This window comes from Nonomuraea sp. CA-143628 (assembly GCF_050942315.1).
GTDB lineage: Bacteria > Actinomycetota > Actinomycetes > Streptosporangiales > Streptosporangiaceae > Nonomuraea.
Window position 1 is genome coordinate 10,102,512 of record NZ_CP192072.1, and the last position, 21,689, is coordinate 10,124,200.

Consider the following 21,689-nt stretch of genomic DNA (forward strand, 5'->3'; position numbering starts at 1 on the left):
GTCTTTCCGACTCAGGTCAGCTCTAGGACGAGCCCGGCTACGACATTCGGCTGGGCCAGGAAAGGGTGGTGACCCGCGACCACCTCGACCACGCGCGTGGCCCGCTCGGCCTGGACACGCTGCGACGCCGGAGGAGTGCCGTTGTCCTGCGCGCACACGACGTAGGTGGACGGGATCTGTTTCCAGGCGGCGGCCTGGACCGGCGCGGTGATGACGGCGGCGCTCTGCCGTACCAAGCGCGCGTGCGCCCCCTCCACCGCCTCCTGATCGCAGTCTTGCAGGAAAGTCCGCGTGGCGAGCTCGGCACGCACGCCAAAGGTGCCGTCAGGGCCGAAGTCGAGGTACGGCGCGGGTTTCCCGTCGCCGAACGATGCCAGGCTCTCGCCCACCTCAGGGAGGAAACTTGCGATGTACACCAGATGCCGCACCTGGGGCAGCCCCATCGCCGCGGCGCCGGCCACAACACCGCCATAGCTGTGGCTGACCACGATCGTCGGCTCCTTGTCCGCCGCCAGCCATTCGCGCACGGCCGCCACGTCGTCCTCCAGCGTCGGCCCCTTTTCGCTGGGCGTGCGCCCCGTCTCCCCGCAACTCGGCAGCGGCGGAGCGGAACTCCGGACGCCGCGCGCCTCCAGCTCTCCAGCCGCCCGGTGCCACCACCATGCCCCGTCACGTACACACGCCCCGTGGACGAACACCACCCGCACCGTGACCTCCCGGATCTTCCCTCGTGGTTGGGCACGATAATATGCGTAACGCGCATTACGTCAAAGGAGGGTCATGGGACGCAAGCCACAGCCCGGCATCAGAAAGGCGCTCCTCGACGCCTGCACCGACCACGTGCTGGCCCGCGGCTTGCCTGCCAGCCTGACCCCGCTCGCCGAAGCCGCCGGCACCACGGCGCGCATGCTGATCTACCACTTCGGCACTCGCGAACGACTGCTCCGTGAAGTGCTCGACGAGGCCCGCCGACGACAGCTCGGCTTCTTCGGGAAAGCGCTCGCACCCAGGGACGAACCGTACGAGGAAACCCTCGCCCGAGCCTGGCGGGTGCTGACCGGCCCTGAGGGCGCGCCCTACCTGCGCCTGTTCGGCACCGTCCACAACACGCCCGACGGGCAGGCCCTTTGGCCCGACTTCCGCAGAGCTGCCACCACCGACTGGCTCACGGTCCTGGAGGAGGGGCTGCGCTCCCACCACGGCGCGGCGGCACCCGCACTGGCCACCGCCGTGCTCGCTGTTGTCCGCGGGCTCCTCCTGGACACCGACGCCACCGGCGACACCGCCCGCACCGATGCGGCCTTCACCGCCTTCCTCGGCCTGCTGCGCGCCAGGTGAGCCGTGGGGGTCCTTCCAAAGGACAGCGTCGAACTGGAGACGATCGACCGGCAGGCGGACCGCTGACCTGAGTGGCTTCTGTTCCGCCGGAAGCAACGGTCACATCCGGCCGAACCATAATCAATGGTTTCTCCATGATTTTCAAGAAACCCTACAGACGAGGGTCGAACCCGGGCGTAGCTTCAAAGCAAACTCCATCACCCGAGCTGAGGTGGCCCATGACAAGTCACAGCACAATCATGGAAGCGCGAATGTCGCTCGCTATCCGGCTCAAAGATTTACGCACCGCGCACACAGCAGACGGTCGGCGCATGACCGGCGAACGCCTGGCCGAGGCCATGGGGTGGCGCGGACGCAAATCCCGGATCTCCAAAATCGAGAACGGCCAGCAGGTCCCGAGCGACGACGACATTCGCGCCTGGGCCACTGCGTGCGGAGCCGAACACGAAATACCCGACCTGCTCGCCGCCGCCCGCCATATCGACACGCTCTACACCGAATGGCGGCGCCTGGAGCGGAATGGACTGGGCCAGGTCCAGGAAGCGTTCATCCCGCTGTACGAGCGCACGACCCGATTACGCGTGTGGCAGCACTCCACCGTGCCCGGCCTGCTGCAGACCGAGGCGTACGCCCGCGCCCATCTGTCCACGATCATCGCCTTCCGCGGCATAACCGATGACCTGGACCGAGCCGTGGCGGCGCGCATGGCGCAGCAGCAGTCGCTCGGGGGTGTACGGCGCTTCGTGTTCGTACTCGGCGAGCAGACGCTACGCACCCCCATGGTGAACCCCGCCGGGATGAACGCCCAACTCGACCGGCTGGCCACCTACACCCGGGACAATCCCTACGTCAGCCTCGGCATCCTGCCCTACAGCCGCAAACCGCCCGTCATGCCGCCGGAGAACTTCTGGCTGTACGACGCCACCGAGGTCCGGGTCGACGGGGTCGCCGCGCAGTTCCGGATCAAGAAACCGGACGACGTCGCCGTCTACGAAAAGGCGTTCACCGCACTGGCAGAAGTGGCCGTCTACGGGCCGCTCGCGCTGTCTTGTATCGACGCGGCTCGCCCAGATCTTTAAGAAACTTTTCGAAACTTACTTGAGCGGCCACAACGCTGATTCGTACCTTCAAGGCGGACCACTTCGCGGCGGTCGGAAGGCTCCCGTACTTCCAAACCCCGGCCGCCGCAAGCAAGCACCACCTCCGTGAGGAAGTCGCTGTGTCCCCCACCGCCTCACCTGCGGACACCTCCGCACGCCGGCCCGCATTACCTGTGAACATCTCCGCACGTCCGATCGCGGTACCCGCGGACGTCACCGCACACCCACCCGCGTTCCGCACGGACGCCTCCACACGTCCGATCGCACTACCCGTGAACGTCACCGCACACTCATCCGCGGTACCCGCGGGCACGACCACACACCCACCCGCGCTACCCGCGGACAATCTCCGCGCGTCCGCCCATAGCTGGAGCACGGCAATGATCCTCCTGCTGGACCCGCCGGCCCTGACCCACCCGTGCGACCTCATCAACCAGGGCCCGCTCGATCAGCCGGTCGAGCGAGTCGCACGCGACCACGGCACCGACGACCTGGCCGGGGAAGCGCTCCGCCCCGCGACCGAGCGAGCCGGCGCCACCGTACGAACCTTGCGCACCCCCGCTCCCCCGCTCGACGCCGAACCGCTGATCTCAGACGGCGGACGCGGCCAGTGGTACCCGGGCTGCGCCGACGTCTCCGGAAATGGAGGATTACGATGACCCGGCAGCAATGGGAAGACCTCCCGGCGAGCGTGCGCGAAACGGTAGAACTCGAATGCGGCGGCCCGGTCATCAAGGCGGAGCCCGCCGGCGAAAGCACCATGCCCGGCATCTCGGCCCGGTTACAGACCGAGAATCACAGCGTGTTCATCAAGGCCGTCGAGGCATCCGGGCCCGCTGCCAAGGCACACCGTACGGAGTCATGGACCGCGAACGTGCTGCCCGACGAGACTCCCGCACCGCACCTGCTGTGGCGAGGGCAGCAGGATGGGTGGCTGGTGGCCGTGTTCGAGTACATCAACGACAACAGCCGCCACGTCGACCTGACGCCCGGCTCCCCCGACCTGCCCGCCGTCCTGGACACGGTCTCCCTGCTCGGCGCCCTGCTCACACCCTGTCCCAGGGGAGCGGCGCCGGTCATCGACAACATCCTCCCGCTCCTTGCCAAGCACTCCCACCTGCGTGACAAGGGCGTCCCGGCGGACCGTGACCTGTACGACACCGCGATCGAACGCTTCGAACCGCGCGACCTCCGCGGCAACACGCTGCTCCACTACGACCTCGGCTCGAACAACATGCTCATCTCACAGGGCCGTGTGTACGCGATCGACTGGTCGTTCTCCGCACGGGGCGCGGCCTGGATCGACGCGGCCATGCTCGCCCCCCACCTCGTCGAAGCCGGCCACACCCCGGCAGAGGTGGACGAACTGCTGTCCCACATACCGTCGTGGTCGTCCGCGCCGCCGGACGCGGTGATCGGGCTGGCCGCACTGTGGACGCGATTCCGCACCTACAAGGCTCGGTACGGGCCGGAGGAGAGGCGCGAGTTCCGGGCCAGGACGGCGGGCGCGGGAAGGACGTGGCTCGCGTACCGGCAATCACTGTGACGTGCCGGCCCACTGACCAGCCGGGCCACCGACGTAGTGACCCACTGATGTAGTGATCCACTGAGGTGCTGAGCCGTTCACGTGCCAAGCCGCTGAGCTCGTGAGTCACTGACACGCCGAGCCATTCGCCTGCCGAGGCACTGACGTGCTGAGCCCTGTATGCGGTGAGCTGCTGATGCTCCGCGTACCTGCTAAGCCGTTTTACGTGCTGAGCCAATTTCCCGCCTGAGCCCGCGCCGGAGGCGCTCGCCCAGACAAGGGGCGCTCGCCGGGAGGGGGGCGAGCGCCCTTCGCCTGGACGGGCGCCTCTTCACGAGGCCGGGGGCGACGCCGTTCGCCTTGCCCTCGTCCAGGCCAGGTGACGCAGCACTGCGCCCCGTCCCGTCCCGGCGTCCGCAGAACGGCACACTGGAACGGACCGGTGCCGGCTACGGGCCGCGGGCGACCACCGCCAGTTGTCCGTCCTGGTCGATGACCGCCAGGTCGCCCGAGCGGTCGGTGCGGTAGACGCGGGCGCCGAGGCGGTGCAGGAGCGCGATCGTGGACGGAGCGGGATGGCCGTAGTCGTTGTCGGCTCCTACGCTGATCAGCGCCGCGCGAGCGCCTACGGACGCGAAGAAGGCCGGGTCCAGTCGCCGCGAGCCGTGGTGCGGGACCTTGAGTACGTCCGCTCGCGGGGCGAGGCGCCGCAGCAGCGCGTCTTGAGCCTCGGTTTCGATGTCGCCGCTCAGGAGGGCCGAGCCCGCTCGCCAGCGTACGCGCGCCACGACACTGGAGTTGTTGATCAAGCTGCCTTCCCCCTGCCCCTCGGCGTCACCCTGGGCCGGGTCGGGGGCGAGGATGGTCATCTCGGACGGGCCCAGTTGCCAGCGGCTGCCCGAGGGAGGTGTCCATTCGGGGATCCGGTGGCGGGCGAGGATGGTCGCGATGCGGTTGCTCTCCTGCGGGGCGACGCGTCGCGGGCTGACGATGACCGCGCCGACACGCCTGTTCCTGAGCACGCCGGGGAGGCCGTCCACGTGGTCGGCGTGCGGGTGGGTGAGGAGTAGCAGGGGTACGTCGCGTACGTCCAGCCTGCGCAGGCAGCGGTCCATGACGACGGGGTCCGGGCCGGTGTCGACGACGATGCCACGACCGGGACCGGCCGCCAGCACCATGCCGTCGCCCTGGCCGACGTCGCAGACGACCATGAGCCAGTTCGGGGGCGGCCAGGGCTTGGCCATGGGGCGAACCACGAGCGCGACCACGAGAGCCACGGCGGCCATCGTGAGGGCCGCTGTTCTCCAGGTACGGCGTCGGAGCACGGGGATCGTCACGGCCACGGCGACCATCAGAAGCCCGAGTCCCGGAAGACCGCCCGGCCATGGGAGCGTGGCGAGTGGCATGCTCACGGCCCACTGGGCGACCAGGATGATCCAGCCCACGGCGTACCCTGCCGGGATGACCAGCCACTGAGCTGCCTGCGGCCAGAGGGGAGCCACCAACGCGGCGACGAACCCGAGGATGGTCGCCGGAGCCACTGCCGGGCCCGCCAGGAGGTTGGCGGGTATGGCCACCAGGGTCAGCTGGCCGGACATCAGCACGAGAACCGGTGTCACAGCGACCTGCGCCGCCGCGGACACAGCCACCGCCTCCGCCGCCCACCGAGGCAGCCGCGGACGGCGCCGACCTCGTCCTGGCGATGAGCGAATCGGGCTAGAGGGCGGCTCCTGGGACTCGAGGACGACATCGGGTGTGTCGGCATCGGCGCTGTGGGGTGCCGAGTCGCTGAGACGGCTGGCATCGTCAGCCCAGGTGGGAGTGAGGTTCTTGGCAGCGAGGTCGTCGTGGGCGGGGGTTTCTTCCGGGTCGGGGCCTGTGAGGTGGGTTCGCCAGCGGGGAGCCAGGAGGAGGATTCCGGCGGTCGCGAAGACGGACAGGGCGAAGCCGTACGAACGAGCCAGTTCGGGGTCGAACAGGATGAGCAGCAGGATCGACGCGGACAGGGCCGCCACGCCGTCCTTGGTCCGGCCGGTGCCCAGGGCTACGGCGGCGCTCATACCCATGAGCAGGGCTCGCAGGACGCTGGGCGAGGGTCTGGCCACCACGGCGAAGGCGAGCATCGCGATGGCGGCGAGGACGGCTCTCAGGGCGAGCGGGAGGCCGGCCAGGCGGGAGAAGGCCAGGACGGCGCTGGCCACGATCGCGAGGTTCGCGCCGCTTACCGCGTTGAGGTGGCTCAGGCCTGCTTCGTTGAGGTCGGCGGTGAGTTGTGGGTCCATGCGGGAGACGTCGCCCACGACCAAGCCGGGGAGGAGGCCGCGCTGGTCTGCCGGGAGTATGTCTGCGGCCGTTCGTAGACCCGCTCTGAGGGTGCCTGCCGCGGCCTGGGTCCATGACGGGGAGGTGAGGACGCGTGGTGACCCCCGTACGAGGAGGACGGCGCCGATCAGGTCACCGGGGGTTGCCGGTGCCAGGCGAGCGGTTACTTCCAGGCTCTGGCTCGGGAGGAGGCTGCTCCACTCGGGGCCCTGGGCGAAGACGACGACAGGGGTGTTCACGATTGCTCTGCCGGCCGCACCTCGCCGAAGCGGTGGCCCAAGGCCGGCTGGAGTTTGGAGGACGGTCAGGGTGGCGGGGACGACGATGCGGTCCTGGGTGAAGCGTCCGCCTCGGTGGCGTCTGATCTTCGGATCGTCGGTGAGGGTGATCTGGGCGGTGACCTGTGCTCCGCGGGTTGCCAAATCAGCCACCGGGCCTGTGCTCACGGCGTGGACGCGCAGGGCCACTGAGGCTGAGGTCGCGGCGACGCAGGTGAGGGTCGCGATGGCCACGTTGCGCCAGAGCCGCCGGGCGGACCCCTGAACCACTCCCGAGAAAGCGCGAGCGAACACGATCCCAGTGAGCGAGCCCGTTTGGAGAACGCGAGAACGCCTGGGGAGGGTCACGAGCGCGGACACGGCGGCTACGGCGGAGACGATCAGGCTCGTGGTCGGCGAGAAGTTAAGGACGGTCACGAGCACGGCCACGATGGCGGCAGCGGAGACGATCAGGCTTGTGGTCGGCGAGAAGTTCAGGAGGGTGAGGGTGGCGGCCCAGGTGGCGAGGGCGGGCAAGGTCAGGGACCAGGAGTGAGGTGAGGTGCGGAGGCCGTGGGGCATGTCAGACGCGGACCTTTCCCTTGATCTCCTCGAATTTCTTCGCGCCGATGCCACTGACCTCGCGCAACTGGTCGACGCTGGTGAAGCCGCCGTGTGCGGTACGGAAATCGGCGATGCGCGCCGCCAGGACCTCGCCCACGCCGGGGAGTTGTTCGAGTTGGTCGGGGGTGGCCGAATTGAGGTCGAGGGTCGTGGTGGCGGGGTCGGCTGAGGCGAGGCCGGGTGCGAAGCCTGGTGGGGCGCCTACGACGATCTGTTCGCCGTCCACCAGGCGTCTGGCCAGGTTGACCGAGGACATGGCGGTGCTGCGGACAGGGCCTCCTGCGGCTGTCACCGCGTCGGCCACCCTGGCGCCCATGGCGAGGGTGTAGAGGCCCGGCTTGCGGACCTTGCCGGTGATGTGGACGGTCACCTTGGCCGTGGGAGATGGGGTGGCGAGTCCCGGCGGGCTGGGAGGTGGGGCGGGGAGGGGTTCTGGGGTGGGTTGGGAGCGCCACGCGATCACGCCCGCCACCACCGCGGTCAGGACGGCCAGGGCTATCAGGATGCGCAAGCCCGGCCTGCCGGGGTCGAGCGAGGCGGGCGGCTTGGCGGTGACAGCTTGGCGAAAGGCCTCGAACGAGGGCGGGATCGGGGCCGTCATTCGGCCCGGCCTCTGCGTCGGATCGTCAGGGACCGCTTCTCGGCCTGACCTCTGCGTCGGATCGTTAGGAACTGCCGCTCGGCCCGGCCTCTGCGTCGGCTCGTACGGGGTGGAAGCGCGGCCTGATCTCATGGGCGCCCCATGCGAGGCTCGGCCTGCCCTCACAGGTGCCTCGCGCAGGGCCGGGACCGACCCATGGGACAGGGTTGGGCCTGGTCTCTCGGCCCCCTGGCCCAGGGCTGGGACTGGCCGGACGGGCGCCTCGCGCAGGGCACGGTTCGGCCGCGGAGGCGGGTCGTGCGGGCGTTGGAGTGCGCCGCCGGGCAGGCTGGGGTTGGTGAGCGACCGTAGGCGGGACTCGGCGATGGTCCGCTCGGCTGTCGCATCGTGGTTGCGCACGCCGGCGAACGTACGAGACCGGCAGGGACCCGCAGGCGGGTGAACGAGGTTCTGGGGACAACCGAACCACGGTCAGCCGGCCCTGTGGACGAGACAGGGTTTGAGCTTGGCCGTTGTCCAAGGCGGAGACGGTGTCAGGCCCGATCCCGTCCGGCTTGCCATACCTGAAGCTGGTCTCGGCGAGCAGGTTGTCCGGGCAGCAGTGACGAGAGTGAGGCGTGGGTGTCGACACGGGTCCGCGTGCCCGACGCCTCTCACAGGCCGCATCTCCCGGCGGCGAGTGCCGTGATCGCGCACTCGGCCGCGTGCCGTGCCGCGAGCGCGGAAGGGAAGGGTCCGCGACCGTGGGAGGCGCGGCCGGCCGGTCTCCTCGTGATACGCCACTGCCAGGTGGTGTGTGCGGCAGGGGGCGAGGGGTGGTGCGAGACGGACTGCGCTGCAGGAGGCGCGTTCTCCGCTTTCTGGACCAGCACGTCGTGGGCCACTCCGCCGATCACGGTTGAGGCGCGCCTCCCATCGTGGTCGGTGGTCCAGTCCAGGGGTGTCGGGGTCGACTCCGACACCTCCAGGAGGGCGTCGGCGAGGTCGGCCAGCGTCCGATACAGCGTGGCGCGTACCGCGTCGGCGTGAGACCGTCCCCACTGGCATGGGGTCCGTTCGGCGATCTCGTCCACGAGGGTCCGCGCAGCGAGGTCGTCCAGGAGGTCTGACTGCTCCATACGCCCCTGTACCACGATTGCCGCGGCGCCCCACGCGAGGTCGTCGAGGGTCATGGCGGTGCCGCGGACCAGCGCCCACAGGTCGGCGGGCCCCAGGGCGTCGACCGTCTGCTGGATGCACAGGGCGGCCGCGTCTGACAGGGGTGGGACGTCAGCGTTCAAGAGGCCGACGCGCACCTCCGCGGCCGCGCTCACGTCGCCCGGCTGCAGCACGCCCAGCGGCAGCGACGCCACCGCGAGGAGCACCTGCCCGTAGACGCGACGTACCGGATGAGGCGCCGAGGGTGGCGATGGGCGCCCCGACAGTGCGCACATGGCGTCCAGCAGGTCCGTCGGCGACACCCTCAGGCTGGCGCACGCCCTCGAGACACGACCGTCCATCCCGCCCTCCTTCGCCTCTCAGGATTGTGCGGCCGGCTCAGACGACGGTCCGGCCTTGCTCTGTGCCGAGGTCAGTCGTCCAGCACTGCCAGTGCGTCGACCTCGACGAGCAGTCCCGGCGGCAGCCGCATGTAGACGGTGGTGCGGGCGGGGAACGGCTCCCCGACGGCAGCGGCGTACGCCTCGTTCATCTCGGACAGGTGGCCGGGATCGGTGAGGTAGACGCGGAGCATCACGACGTCCTCCAGTCCCGCGCCGCCTGCCTTGAGCACTGCGGTGACGTTGCGCAGGGCCTGTGTGGTCTGCTCCGCGACCGTGGTACCGACGACCTCGCCCGTGTTCGGGTCGAGCGGGAGCTGCCCGGAGACCTGCAGGACGAGGCCCTTGCGGATGCCCTGGGACAGCGGGGCGGGCAGAGCGGGTGCGTTCTCTGTGGTGATGACGGTTCTGGTCATGGTGTGCCTTTGAAGGAGGTGTGCGACGGGGTCAGGTCCAGTGAAGGAGGTGTGCGACGGGGTCAGGTCCAGTGAAGGAGGTGTGCGACGGGGTCAGGTCCAGGCCCGTCGTTCCTGCCCGCGGGGGTCGTCGACCTGGGTCCACTCGACGTCGATGCGCATCGTGGCCCGGCGGTCGGTGCCGTACGGGTCCCAGCCGGGGGCTCCGGTTGTGGCGAAGCGGACCCAGGTGCCGTGCATTCGGGAGGCGAGCTCCCCAGGGGGCTCGTCGGGGCCGAGCAGGGCGGCTGCACCCCGCAGCTGAGGGAGCCGCACGAGATCGAAGACGAACGGGAGCTCCACCGCGTGGGTGGCGCCGAGCTCTCCGTCCAGGGCCCGCGACCGCCAGGCGAACTCGTAAGCGTAGGTGGCGGACTCGGAGTGGGCGGCGTGTGCGCCGGCCAGAGCCCAGCTGCCCGCGCCGAACAGGGCGTCGCCCAAGACGGCGGATCGCAGCTCGCCGAAGGACGCCTCGGGGCGGGACTTCCGGTAGGTCTCGACGAGCCGCGCCGGATTCGGGTGTGAGCGCGCCGCCGTGTCGTCGACGTCGGCGGCGGTCGAGGTGGCGTACTTGTCCACGGGGACCAGATAGAGGTTCCCCTCCTCGGTGTTGGTCCCGATGAGCAGGTCGACGTCGGCGCCGAGTCCGGCGGCGACGGATTCGGCGGGCTGGGTGTCGAGGACCAGGCTGAAGGGGCTGAGGCCGACCAGCGGGTCGTGGTGCGTGTCGGTCCGCAGGTCGATGCCCGCGAGCCGGGAGGCGGCCTCGACCAGGCGCTCGTCAGAGATGTCCGCGAAGGCGTCGACGCGGGGCTCGATGCCGAGATACTCGGCGGCTGCGCTGGTGACGCGGGCGGCCTGTTCGGTCGTGAACGCCCCCAGGCCGCTGCCGCTTTGCACGATCGCGCGGCGAAAGAGGCCCTTGGCCTCGGGGGTGGCGAGGACTCCGCCGACGATGGTCGCCCCCGCAGACTGGCCGAAGAGGGTGACGTTGTGCGCGTCACCGCCGAAAGCGGCGATGTTCTCGCGGACCCAGCGCAGTGCGGCGACAACGTCGAGCAGGCCGCGGTTGGCGGGCGCCCCGGGGATGTCGAGGAAGCCGGCGATGCCGAGCCGGTAGTTGAGGGTGACGAGGACGACGCCGTCGCGGGCGAAGGCGGAGCCGTCGTACAGCGCGGAGCGTGTCGATCCGGCGACGAATCCGCCGCCGTGGACGAACACCATGACGGGCAGGTCGCCGTTCGCGGCTGCGGGTGTGAAGACGTTGACGGTGAGGTAGTCCTCCCCCCGGCTCCAACCGGCGCCGAAGTATGGGGACATGTCCACGCTGCCGAGTTTGCGCTCGGACTGGGGTGCGTTGGGTCCCGGCACGGTGGCGTCCCGTACGCCGTCCCACGGCTCGTGCGGCTGTGGCGGGGCGAATCGGCCGGCGCCGCGGGGAGGGGCGGCGTAGGGGATGTTCAAGAAGGACGCGGTGCCGTCGTCCTGGTGCAGACCGCGGACGGCCCCCTGCACGGTGGTCACGATGTGGTTCACAGTGATGCCTTTCCGAGGGCCTCAGCCCTGCTCGGTGTACGGGGCGAAGGGGGCCCATCCCTTGATGGCGAACTTGGTTCCCTCGCGCACGACTTCCGCGGCGCCGTGGCCACCCAGGTGCGCGGGGATCACCAGCGCGTTGTTGTCGGCCGCCCACCCCAGCACCTTTCGCCGGGTAGCGCGGGCGCCCGCGGGGTCCTCGCAGAAGCAGCTGTTGGTGTCCGGTTCGAGGATCTGCACCGGGTTGTGCAGTATGTCGCCGACGAACACCGCGCGGTCCGGCCCGGAGGCGAGGGTCAGCACGGAGGAGCCGGGAGTGTGGCCGGGAGCCGCGTCCAGGCGCAGGTCGGCGTCGATCTGGTGGCTGTTCTCCCACAGCTGTGTCTGGCCGGCCCGGTGCACCGGGGCCACGCTGTCCTCGAAGACGTTCTGGTTGCCGCGGCCGAGCATCGGCTTGTGGCCGTTCTCCGGGTTCCAGAAGTCGAAGTCGTCCTTCGGCATCAGGTAACGGGCGTTGGGGAAGGTGGGAACCCAGCGCTGACCGTCCAGGTAGGTATTCCAGCCGACGTGATCGATATGGAGATGCGTGTTGATCACGATGTCCACATCCTCGGGCTCGACGCCGGCGCGCGCGAGATTGGCCAGGAAGTCTGTTTCCAGGTGGCTCCAGACCGGCGCGTACGGGCGTTCCTTGTGATTGCCCACGCCGGTGTCGACGAGGATGGTCTTGCCCTCGCTGCGCAGCAGCCAGGTCTGGATCGCGGAATTCACGATATTGGTCGCTGAATCCAAAAAATGCGGGGCCAGCCACGGAGAACCGTCTTCCCAGACTTCCTTCGGACTTTCCGGGAAGAAGGTGTCGGGCGTCATTTCGACGGAACCGTAGTATTCCCAGACCCGGGTGATGGTCACATTGCCGAGCTTGATCTGTTCCATGGGTACTCCTGGAGAATTCGAAGCTTTCCTGGAACCGTACGAGCGCCCCTTGTGCCTGCGGTATCCGTCACGTGACTGCACCTCCGCACGCGGTCCGGCACCGGTCGAGACCGCTTGTAGCCTGGGTGCGACAAGGCACGACGGACCCGATCTAAAAGCCAGAATTCCTGGAGACGCCGTGGACGAGCACGCAGACGACCCCGGTGCGGTCGCGGGACCGGAGCCGGATGTGGAAAAGCCGATCGTCGGCCGGGAAACAGAACTGGCACGCCTCTTTCGTGCGGTGGACTCGGCGACCGCGGAACCGGCACTGGTGCTTCTCGGTGACGTGGGCATGGGAAAGAGCGCGCTGCTGGACCGCGCGGTGCGTCGGGCCGAAGCGAGCGGCTCGCGCGTCCTGCGCGCCGAGGGCAGCGAGTCGGAATCGAGCCTGGCGTTCTCCACCCTGCACCAGCTGCTGCGGCCGGTGTCGGCTGAGGTGGACCAGCTGCCGGAGAGGCAGCGCGCGGCGCTGCACGGCGCCTTCGGCGTGGGGCCGGCCACGGCGGAAGCCGACCTCATGCTGATCGGGGTTGCCGTCCTGGGCTTGCTCTCAACCCAGGCGGACCGAGGGCCTGTGCTCGTGGTCCTGGACGACGCGCAGTGGTTCGACCGTGCGTCCCTGGACGCCCTGTCCTTCGCGGCCCGACGGCTGGCAGGTGAACCGGTCACGATGCTGATCGCGGCCCGCCTCGGCGACCGCCTCCAGGGCTTCGACCGGCACGTGCCGACGCTCACCCTGGGACCGCTCGGCAACGCCGCGGCCGGTCGGTTGCTGGACCTTCAGCCACGGCGACCGACCGGCCGGATGAGGACGCGGATCCTCGAGCAGGCCGACGGCAACCCGCTGGCGCTGACCGAACTCGCGAGGGCGGCCACCACACACGAGGCGTCCGCCGGTCCGCTGCCCCTCACCGATCACCTGGAGCAGATCTTCGCGGCCCGCCTGAACGGACTCCCGGCCCCGACCACGCGGGCTCTGCTGCTCCTGGCCGCCGTGGACACCGTCGACTCCGCGATCGCCATCCCGGCCCTCCCGCCGAACGCCGAGGACGACGCCTGGATGCCCGCCGAACAGGCCGGGCTGATCAGGCGAACCGGCCGGGATCTCCGGTTCAGCCACCCCCTTGTCCGGTCCGCCGTGTATCACGCCGCGCCCGTCGACGTCCGGCGCGAGGCCCACCTCGCGCTCGCCGAGCTGCTGCGGGACGAGCCGGACCGGCGAGCCTGGCACCTCGCCGCCGCGGCCACACCCCCGGACGCGCCCGTATCGGCGGAGCTGGAGCAGACCGCCGACCGGGCCCGCCGCCGCGGCGGCCACGCGGCGGCGGCCAAGGCCCTGCAACGCGCCGCGGACCTCGCGCCGCGACGCGAGGACAGTGCCCGGCTACTGGTCGAAGCCGCCGGGCAGGCCGTGCTCACCGGTGACCTCGCCTGGGTCGAGGAACTGGCCACCGCCGTACGCGCGCGTACCAGCGACGCGTCGCTCCTGGCCAACGCCGCCGCACAGGTCGGACGGCTGGCGACGCTGACCGTGCGCCACACCGTGGTCTTCTCCCGGCTGACCGACGCCGCCGAGGAGCTGGCTCTCGCGCAGCCGGCCACCGCGCTGGACCTTCTGGCAGGCGCCGCCGTGGTCCGCTTCTACTGCGGAGAGGACGTGCAGCGGCAGCGCGTCCAGGCCGTCCTACGGCGCCTTCCCCAGGACTCGTCACAGGCATGGTTGCGCACCTGGGTGCGGGCCGTGTCCGACCCCTTCGGCGACAGAGCCGAACTGCTCTCCCTGCTCCCGCAGGTCGCCGCCGAAGCGCGACGCCGCCCCGACCGGCTCACGGCCTTCGCGATCATGGCCTGGCTGCTGGACGAGACCCCGCAGGCCGTCCGCGCCTTCGACGAGGCCTTCGACCGCTGGGGGTTCCGCGGACCGCTGCCGGACGGTCTGGGCGGCGCGGCCGCCTGGAGCTATGTGGAACAAGGAAGATGGGGGCGAGCCCAGGAAGCCTGCGCCCGCAGCAGTGCGCTCGGTTCGACGGTCGGGCTCGACCACGCGGTGGCATGCGCGGCCGCGGTGGAGGCCACTGTGCTCGCCTACCAGGGGGACGCGACCGCGGCCCGCGCCCGGGCCAAGGACGCGCTCGACCTGATCGACCCGCTGGAGAGCCGCTCGGTAGCCGTCTACGCCCGGCGTGCGCTCGGCGCCGCGGCCCTCGCGGAAGGCGCGCACGAGGCGGCGTACGACCACCTCCGCACGGTCTTCACGGCAGATGGCGCACCTGTGCACTACCACGCCTCCTACCCGGCCCTCGCGGATCTGGCCGCCGCGGCTGTGCGCGGCGGACGCCGCGACGAGGCCGCCACGATCGTCGAGCGTTCCGCACGCACCCTCGCCGGCAACGCCTCCCCCCGGCTGCGCGCGCTGATCAGCCGGGCCCGTGGACTGCTGGCCGACCCCGAGGACGCCGAACCGTACTTCCGGGCGGCCCTGGCCGGCCCGGCCCTTGAGCACTGGCCCTTCGAACACGCCCAGGCCCTGCTGGACCTCGCCGAATGGCTGCGGCGCCGTCGGCGCATCGCTGAGGCGCGAGCGCCGCTCACCGAGGCCCTGGAGACTTTCCGGCGTCTGGGCGCGCGCCCATGGATCGAACGCGCCCGGGCCGAAGGGCGCGCCGCCGGCCTCGACGTCACAGACTCCACCCCCGACGCGCTCGCCGAACTCTCCCCGCAACAGCAGCAGATCATCAGGCTCGCCGCCCGCGGACTGACCAACCGCGAGATCGGCGAGAAGCTTTTCCTCTCCCCGCGCACGGTCAGCTCGCACCTTTATCGCAGCTTCCCCAAGCTGGGCATCACCGCCCGCTCCCAGCTGCGCGACCTCATCGAGGGCACCCTCGCGACCGCCGACCACCAGGGCTGAGGCCACACCGCCTTAGTCGGCCGAGGTGACCGTCAGTCCCAGCATCCCTGGACCCACATGAACCCCGACAACCGCCCCCACCTCCACCACTCGCATCTCCACCACCCCAGGCAGCCGCTTGGCCAGCCGTTCGGCCAGCCCCTGCGCCCGTCCCAGCGCCTCCAGGTGCTGTACGGCGACCCGCACCTCCGCCTTGCCCGCCGCGGCCGCCACCGCCAGGTCCTCCAGCCGGGCGATGGCCCGGGTCGCGGTCCGTACCTTCTCCAGCAGCGAGACCCGCCCATCCACCAGGTGCAGCAACGGCTTGATCAGCAGCGCCGAGCCCACCAGCGAGGCCGCCGTCCCGACTCGGCCGCCTCGCCGCAGGTACTCCAGCGTGTCGGCGTAGAAGTACGTCCGGGTCCGTAAGGCGCACCGCCGGGCCGCCGCCGCCACGTCCGCCGGCGTTCCCCCGTCCGCGGCCGTACGGGCGGCGGCGAGGACGGGGTAGCCGAGGCCCATGGCGATCGAGCGGCTGTCGATGACCTCCACCGGCACCGGGGACTCCTTGGCGGCCAGCAGGGCCGCCGAGGCTGTGCCGGAAAAATCGCCGGAAAGGTGTATTGAGACCACGGCCGAAGCGCCGCCGGCCGCCAGCGATGAGTAGCACGCGGCGAAGCGCGCGGGTGCGGGTCTGGACGTGGTCGCCGACGACAGGTCACCGGTGAAGGAATCCTCGTCGTACGAAAGACCGCCGGAAGTCACCTGTACGGGTACGACGGCGATACCAGGCAACGGAGGCAGGTAAGCAGTTGAATCCGTGACCACGAACACCGATGGCGAGATCAACTACTGGACCGGAGTGCCACCCCGCCAGACCCGGCGCGGCTTGAGGCCGAAGGACCAGGCGAAGGCGCCCTCGTGGTCGGCGTCCCACTGGACGATGTCGGCGAGGCGACCGGGAGCCAGCACGCCGCGGTCGGGCGCGCCCAGCACGGTGGCGCCGCCGAGCGTGGCCGCCCGCAGCGCGTCGTTGACGCTCATCCCGAACGCCGACACCGCCATCGCGATGACCAGGGACATCGAGGTGATGCCGCAGTAGCCGGGGTTGTGGTCGCTGCCGAGCGCGATCTGCACACCGTGCTTGATCATCTGGCGGACCGGCGGCAGGTGGCCGCGCTGGAGCGCCGTCGCGGGGCAGACCACGGCGGGCACGCCGTAGCGGGACATGATCGCGATGTCCTCTTCGGACATGTGGTGCAGCCCGTCGGCGGAGGCGCAGCCGAGCTCGGCGGCCAGTTGGACGGCGCCGCGGCGGCTGTAGAGGCCGGCGTGGATGCGCGGCAGCAGGCCGACGTTGCGGCCCGAGGCGAGCACCCAGCGGGATTCCTCGGTGGTGAAGTGGCCCTCGTCGCAGTAGACGTCGACGCTGTCAGCGCCGGCGGCGGCCGCGTCGGCGCACCAGGCGCCCACGGCCTCGACGTATTCGCGCTGCCGGCCGAAGTATTCGGGCGGGACCACCTGTGCCGCGAGGAAGGTGACGTGCACCCGCGGCATCATCGGCTCCTTCTCCAGCTCGCGCAGGAGCCGCACGTCGGCGAGCTCTCCGTCGCGGGTGAGGTGGTAGCCGGTCTTGGCCTCGACGGTCGTGGTGCCGCTAAGCAGCCAGCCGCGCAGCCGCTCGCGGACGCCGTTGCACAGGGTCCACGGGTCGGTGCCGCGCGTCACGGTGACGGTCGAACCCACGCCGCCGCCCGCCGCGGTGATCGCCGAGGAGGTGGAGCCGCCGGTGCGGATCGCCAGCTCGGCGTAGCGGTTGCCCGCGTAGACGGGGTGGGTGTGCGCGTCGATGAGGCCGGGCGTGACGAGCGCGCCGCCCAGGTTTTCGACGTGGTCCACATCGACGATGTCGTCGACAACGCCGGGCACGCTCTGCGGCAGGTCGGGCGCTCGCCCGACCCACGCGATCCGGTCGTTGTGCACAAGGATGGCCGCGTTGCTGAGGACCTCGTTGCCGGTCCAGAGGCGGCCGATGTTGGTCAGGAGCCGAACGGTCACCGCATCACCGCCCCGCGGGATCCCCCAGCTGAGCACAGTGCACAGCAGCGCACGGCTGCCGCCGCGCCCACTGAGTCGGCTCCGGGTCCGGACGACATGGGGGGTCTCCTGATCTCATCCGCGTATGGCTGTGCGGTGACCGTATCGCCAGACTCATGATCCGGCGATTTCAGTTCAGTTACGTTATTTCACAGCTGGGCTTGCTGTACAGGGTTATTCGGAAAGAAGCCCACTCATCCCAACCGCCACTCAGCCCCATCGATCCCCTGTGGCCCCCGCACGCGACCTGACTCGCAGCAGCGATCATCTGAAACCCGTGCCATTAGTGTCGTAAGACTCGGCTTATCCTAGCAATCCCAGCGTTCAGGGACCACTGCCGCCGTTGGGCAGCTCCGCAGTGATTTCAGGGGTTCTGGCCCCATCCATGATCGCTAAGAGCTGCCCGATACGACCACTAAGAGACGCGTTCGACCGGCTTGCCGGCCCGCTCCAACTCCTGGAACAGGCTCGGGAGCACGCGCGCGTGCAGGACCGTGCCCTCCGCGACGTGGTCCACCGAGAGCACCTCGCCCTCCTTGTGGGCCCGCGAGATCAGGTCGCCCCTGTCGTACGGCACGAGCAGCACGACCTCGTGGTCGAGCCTGGGCAGCTCACGCTCAATGAGCGCCATCAGCTCGGCGATGCCGGCACCGGTGCGCGCCGAGACCACGATGCTGCGGCGCTCGCGCCTGGCGATGCGGTCCAGCACCTCCTGGTCGGCGGCGTCGGCCTTGTTGATCACCACGATCTCGGGAATGTCCAAGGCGCCCTCGATGTCCGCGAAGACCTCGCGTACGGCGGCGAGCTGGCCTTCGGGGTCGGGGTGGGCGCCGTCGACCACATGCAGGATCAGGTCGGCGTCGGCCACCTCCTCCAGCGTGGATCGAAAGGCCTCGACCAGCTGGTGCGGCAGGTGGCGCACGAAGCCGACCGTGTCGGCGATCGTGAACAGCCTGCCGTCGGGCGTGTGCGCCCGGCGTACGGTCGGATCCAGGGTGGCGAACAGGGCGTCCTCCACCAGCACACCGGCGCCGGTGACGCGGTTGAGCAGCGAGGACTTACCGGCGTTGGTGTAACCCGCGATCGCGACGGCCGGGACCTCACGGCGACTGCGCCGGTGGCGCATGGTGTCGCGCGAGGTGGACATGCCGCTGATCTGGCGACGCAGCTTGGCCATGCGCTCGCGGATGCGGCGCCGGTCGAGCTCGATCTTGGTCTCACCGGGGCCACGGCCGCCGATGCCGACGCCGCCCGCGGCGCGTCCGCCGACCTGCCGGGACAGGTTGCCACCCCAGCCACGCAGGCGGGGCAGCAGGTAGCTGAGCTGGGCGAGTTCGACCTGAGCCTTGCCCTCACGGCTCTTGGCGTGCTGCGCGAAGATGTCGAGGATCAGCGCGGTGCGGTCGATGACCTTCACCTTGACCGTCTCCTCCAGCTGGCGGAGCTGGCCAGGGGCCAGCTCGCCGTCGCAGATCACGGTGTCGGCGCCGGTCGACTCGACCACGTCGCGGAGCTCGAGCGCCTTGCCCGATCCGATGTACGTGGCGGGGTCGGGCTTCTGGCGGCGCTGGATGAGGCCCTCGAGGACCTCCGAACCGGCCGTTTCGGCCAGGAGCTTCAGCTCAAGAAGGGAGTTTTCAGCGTCCTCCGCCGTGCCTGAGGTCCAGACGCCGACCAGGACGACCCGCTCGAGCCGCAGCTGCCGGTATTCGACCTCGGAGACATCCTGGAGTTCGGTGGAGAGGCCCGCCACGCGGCGTAGTGCCTGGCGCTCCTCAAGGTCCATCTCGCCGGTCTCGAACTCGTCAAGCGCGGAGTATTCGTGCATTCGTGTCATCTCTAATAGGCAACGTCTGAACACCGGAGTGTCTTCCCCGATGGTGGCATGACATCCCTCATGCCATCACCTGGTTATCCCGGGCGACGTTATCCCGCCAACATGCTGATGTCTCCCGAGCCCGCGGTCAGCGACACCTTGTGCGGAGAAGCCGGGTCCTTGTCGACCGAGACCTGCACGTCGCCCGATCCGACCTGGGTCTTCACATCATAGGCACCGGCCGGAACCCGCAGGGTGGCGTCGCCGGAGCCGCACTCCAGCTCGACGCTGTCGGGCGCGACGGCGAACTTCAGGTCGATGCTGCCGGAGCCGGCCTCGGCGAAGATCTTCTTGGTCCCGAGACCGCTGGCGTCCAAGTCTCCCGAGCCGGCGCTCGCCTCGATCTGCCCGGTCAGCTGCCTCATGGTGATGTCGCCCGAACCCGTGTCGGCGTCGATCTGAAGGCCCTTGGGGACCTCGATCTTGTAGTCGACGCTGCAGCTGTCCCAGCCCTTGGGGCAGTTGTAGAACACGGAGAGCGTGTCGCCGTCGACCTTGTGCTCGGCCTTCGGCTTCTCGTTGCGCCACTGGAGGGTCTCGGTGACCCGGACGGCGGTGCCGTCGTACTCGGTGAGCACGGTGTCGCCGGAGCCGCTCTTGAGCTGCAGCTTGGCGACCTTGTCCGTGACCTGGTACGTGACGGTGTCCTGGTTGGTCGGGCCGGCCAGGTCCTTCAGCCCGCAGCCCGTCAGCAGTAATGCCGAGGCGAGGAGGCCACCCGCGATCACGATCGTCTTCATGAGACAGATCCTCGCGTGCACAGGGGATGCCGTACATCGGGGTTTCCCCCTGACCCTCCCCCAGGGGACCCCCACCTTGAACCGGGGACCAGCCATGAAGTAGCTTCACTTCCATAATCCAGAACCAATTTTCCACATCATGGAAGAAGGGGCATATGGAGATCACCGGCCCGATGCTCGACCGCTTCGACGAGGTCCTCACTCCGGAGGCGCTCGCCTTCGTGGAGAGCCTGCAGCGGGAGTTCGACGCGACCCGCCAGGAGCTGCTGGAAGCCCGGCGCGTACGGCAGGCGGAGCTGTCGGCGGGCGGCCGGCTCGACTTCCTGCCGGAGACCAAGGAGGTCAGGGAGAGCGACTGGAGCGTCGCGCCGCCGGCTCCGGGGCTGGAGGACCGCCGGGTCGAGATCACCGGCCCGGTCGACCGCAAGATGACGATCAACGCGCTCAACTCGGGGGCCAAGGTCTGGCTCGCCGACTTCGAGGACGCCAACTCCCCGCTCTGGGCCAACTGCGTCAGCGGCCACCTCAATCTGCGCGCCGCGCTCGACCGGACGATCGACTTCGAGACCGGCGGCAAGACGTACGCGCTCAAGCCCGACGCCGAGCTGGCCACCATCGTGGTCCGGCCGCGCGGCTGGCACCTGGACGAGAAGCACGCCCTGGTGGACGGGCGGCCGGTGTCGGCCTCGCTGTTCGACTTCGGGCTCTACTTCTTCCACTGCGCCCAGCGGCAGCTGGACAAGGGGCGCGGCCCGTACTTCTACCTGCCGAAGATGGAGTCGCACCTGGAGGCGCGGCTCTGGAACCAGGTGTTCGTCCGCGCCCAGGACCTGCTGGGCATCCCGCAGGGGACGATCAGGGCGACCGTGCTGATCGAGACGTACCCGGCGGCGTTCGAGATGGAGGAGATCCTCTACGAGCTGCGCGACCACTCGGCGGGGCTCAACGCGGGTCGCTGGGACTACCTGTTCAGCGTGATCAAGAAGTTCCGCACCCGGGGCCGGGAGTTCCTGCTGCCCGAGCGCAACGCGGTCACGATGACCGCGCCGTTCATGCGCGCGTACACCGAACTGCTCGTCCGGACCTGCCACAAGCGGGGCGCGCACGCGATCGGGGGGATGGCGGCGTTCATCCCTTCGCGGCGCGACGCCGAGGTCAACGCGACGGCGCTGGAGAAGGTGCGGGCCGACAAGACGCGCGAGTCGGGCGACGGCTTCGACGGCTCCTGGGTCGCGCACCCCGACCTGGTGCCGATCTGCCGCGAGGTGTTCGACGGCGTGCTGGGCTCGCGGCCCAACCAGCTCGACAGGACGCGCGAGGAGGTCTCGGTCTCGGCCGCCGACCTGCTGGCGGTCTCCGAGACGCCGGGTGACATCACCGAGGCCGGGCTGCGCGGCAATGTGGACGTGGCGCTGCGCTACCTGGCCGCCTGGATGGGCGGGCTCGGCGCGGTGGCGATCCACAACCTCATGGAGGACGCGGCCACGGCGGAGATCTCCCGCTCGCAGATCTGGCAGTGGATCCACAACGACATCACGCTCGCCGACACGGGCGTGACGGTGACGAAGGAGCTGGTCGAGCGGATCATCGCGGAGGAGCTGGCGAAGATCGCGGCCGAGCCGGGCTACGACGAGCTGCTGTACGCGCAGGCCACGGCGCTGTTCAAGGAGGTCGCGCTGGACGACGACTTCGCCGAGTTCCTGACGCTTCCCGCGTATGCCCGCATGCCGTAATCACGAAATTTCCGGATATATCCGGTGCGTCAGCGCCGGATATATCCGGAAAGCTAGGGCTATCAACCGGGTATGACCG

17 protein-coding genes are annotated in these 21,689 nt (G+C 69.8%); 6 read left to right on the forward strand and 11 right to left on the reverse strand.

The features are described 5' to 3' along the window. Positions 1 to 11: 11 nt before the first annotated feature. Positions 12 to 707, reverse strand: a complete 696-nt coding sequence (locus ACQP2T_RS45745) for an alpha/beta fold hydrolase (protein ID WP_433511103.1) — start codon at positions 705 to 707, stop codon at positions 12 to 14. A 73-nt stretch (positions 708 to 780) separates the two neighbouring features. Here ACQP2T_RS45745 and ACQP2T_RS45750 point away from each other — a divergent pair, with 73 nt between their 5' ends. From ACQP2T_RS45750 to ACQP2T_RS45765, 4 genes are all read left to right on the forward strand, one after another. Next, positions 781 to 1,338: a TetR/AcrR family transcriptional regulator gene (locus tag ACQP2T_RS45750; RefSeq protein ID WP_433511104.1), complete on the forward strand. Its 558-nt coding sequence runs from the start codon at positions 781 to 783 to the stop codon at positions 1,336 to 1,338. Positions 1,339 to 1,649: 311 nt separating this feature from the next. Continuing rightward, a complete protein-coding gene (locus tag ACQP2T_RS45755) occupies positions 1,650 to 2,417 on the forward strand; it encodes a helix-turn-helix domain-containing protein (protein ID WP_433511105.1) in 768 nt (255 codons plus the stop codon). 401 nt (positions 2,418 to 2,818) lie between these two features. Then, the gene (locus tag ACQP2T_RS45760) at positions 2,819 to 3,097 is read left to right on the forward strand and encodes a hypothetical protein (RefSeq protein ID WP_433511106.1); all 279 of its coding nucleotides are present in this window, start codon (positions 2,819 to 2,821) and stop codon (positions 3,095 to 3,097) included. Then, a complete protein-coding gene (locus ACQP2T_RS45765) occupies positions 3,094 to 3,984 on the forward strand; it encodes a phosphotransferase family protein (protein ID WP_433511107.1) in 891 nt (296 codons plus the stop codon). Before ACQP2T_RS45760 ends, ACQP2T_RS45765 begins: the two co-directional genes overlap by 4 nt. 428 nt (positions 3,985 to 4,412) lie before the next feature. Here the strand turns inward: ACQP2T_RS45765 and ACQP2T_RS45770 are convergent, their stop codons facing one another. The 6 genes from ACQP2T_RS45770 to ACQP2T_RS45795 all read right to left on the reverse strand — a co-directional run bounded on the left by ACQP2T_RS45770 (position 4,413) and on the right by ACQP2T_RS45795 (position 12,232). After that, positions 4,413 to 7,124 (reverse strand): ComEC/Rec2 family competence protein, encoded by a 2,712-nt coding sequence (locus ACQP2T_RS45770; protein ID WP_433511108.1) that lies wholly within the window; start codon positions 7,122 to 7,124, stop codon positions 4,413 to 4,415. A 1-nt stretch (position 7,125) separates the two neighbouring features. After that, on the reverse strand, positions 7,126 to 7,767 hold the full coding sequence (locus ACQP2T_RS45775; RefSeq protein WP_433511109.1) for a helix-hairpin-helix domain-containing protein: 642 nt from the start codon (positions 7,765 to 7,767) through the stop codon (positions 7,126 to 7,128). Between the two features lie 653 nt (positions 7,768 to 8,420). Then, positions 8,421 to 9,266: a hypothetical protein gene (locus ACQP2T_RS45780; protein ID WP_433511110.1), complete on the reverse strand. Its 846-nt coding sequence runs from the start codon at positions 9,264 to 9,266 to the stop codon at positions 8,421 to 8,423. 71 nt (positions 9,267 to 9,337) lie between these two features. Then, on the reverse strand, positions 9,338 to 9,721 hold the full coding sequence (locus ACQP2T_RS45785) for a RidA family protein (RefSeq protein ID WP_433511111.1): 384 nt from the start codon (positions 9,719 to 9,721) through the stop codon (positions 9,338 to 9,340). A 93-nt stretch (positions 9,722 to 9,814) separates the two neighbouring features. Continuing rightward, the gene (locus ACQP2T_RS45790) at positions 9,815 to 11,296 is read right to left on the reverse strand and encodes a carboxylesterase/lipase family protein (RefSeq protein WP_433511112.1); all 1,482 of its coding nucleotides are present in this window, start codon (positions 11,294 to 11,296) and stop codon (positions 9,815 to 9,817) included. Positions 11,297 to 11,317: 21 nt separating this feature from the next. Beyond that, positions 11,318 to 12,232, reverse strand: coding sequence for an MBL fold metallo-hydrolase (locus tag ACQP2T_RS45795; protein WP_433511113.1), 915 nt, complete (start codon positions 12,230 to 12,232; stop codon positions 11,318 to 11,320). A 178-nt stretch (positions 12,233 to 12,410) separates the two neighbouring features. Between ACQP2T_RS45795 and ACQP2T_RS45800 the strand changes: the two genes are divergently transcribed. Then, positions 12,411 to 15,185 (forward strand): helix-turn-helix transcriptional regulator, encoded by a 2,775-nt coding sequence (locus tag ACQP2T_RS45800; RefSeq protein ID WP_433511114.1) that lies wholly within the window; start codon positions 12,411 to 12,413, stop codon positions 15,183 to 15,185. A gap of 12 nt (positions 15,186 to 15,197) precedes the next feature. Here the strand turns inward: ACQP2T_RS45800 and ACQP2T_RS45805 are convergent, their stop codons facing one another. The 4 genes from ACQP2T_RS45805 to ACQP2T_RS45820 all read right to left on the reverse strand — a co-directional run bounded on the left by ACQP2T_RS45805 (position 15,198) and on the right by ACQP2T_RS45820 (position 19,877). Further along, positions 15,198 to 15,959: a DegV family protein gene (locus ACQP2T_RS45805; protein WP_433511115.1), complete on the reverse strand. Its 762-nt coding sequence runs from the start codon at positions 15,957 to 15,959 to the stop codon at positions 15,198 to 15,200. Positions 15,960 to 16,013: 54 nt separating this feature from the next. Next, entirely contained in the window at positions 16,014 to 17,222 is a 1,209-nt protein-coding gene (locus ACQP2T_RS45810; RefSeq protein ID WP_225290705.1) for an amidohydrolase family protein, read from the reverse strand. Positions 17,223 to 17,676: 454 nt separating this feature from the next. Further along, positions 17,677 to 19,089: a GTPase HflX gene (gene hflX, locus ACQP2T_RS45815; RefSeq protein WP_433519920.1), complete on the reverse strand. Its 1,413-nt coding sequence runs from the start codon at positions 19,087 to 19,089 to the stop codon at positions 17,677 to 17,679. Between the two features lie 98 nt (positions 19,090 to 19,187). Then, positions 19,188 to 19,877: a DUF4097 family beta strand repeat-containing protein gene (locus tag ACQP2T_RS45820; RefSeq protein ID WP_433511116.1), complete on the reverse strand. Its 690-nt coding sequence runs from the start codon at positions 19,875 to 19,877 to the stop codon at positions 19,188 to 19,190. Positions 19,878 to 20,032: 155 nt separating this feature from the next. Here ACQP2T_RS45820 and aceB point away from each other — a divergent pair, with 155 nt between their 5' ends. Beyond that, positions 20,033 to 21,610: a malate synthase A gene (gene aceB, locus ACQP2T_RS45825; RefSeq protein WP_433511117.1), complete on the forward strand. Its 1,578-nt coding sequence runs from the start codon at positions 20,033 to 20,035 to the stop codon at positions 21,608 to 21,610. Positions 21,611 to 21,689 lie beyond the last annotated feature (79 nt).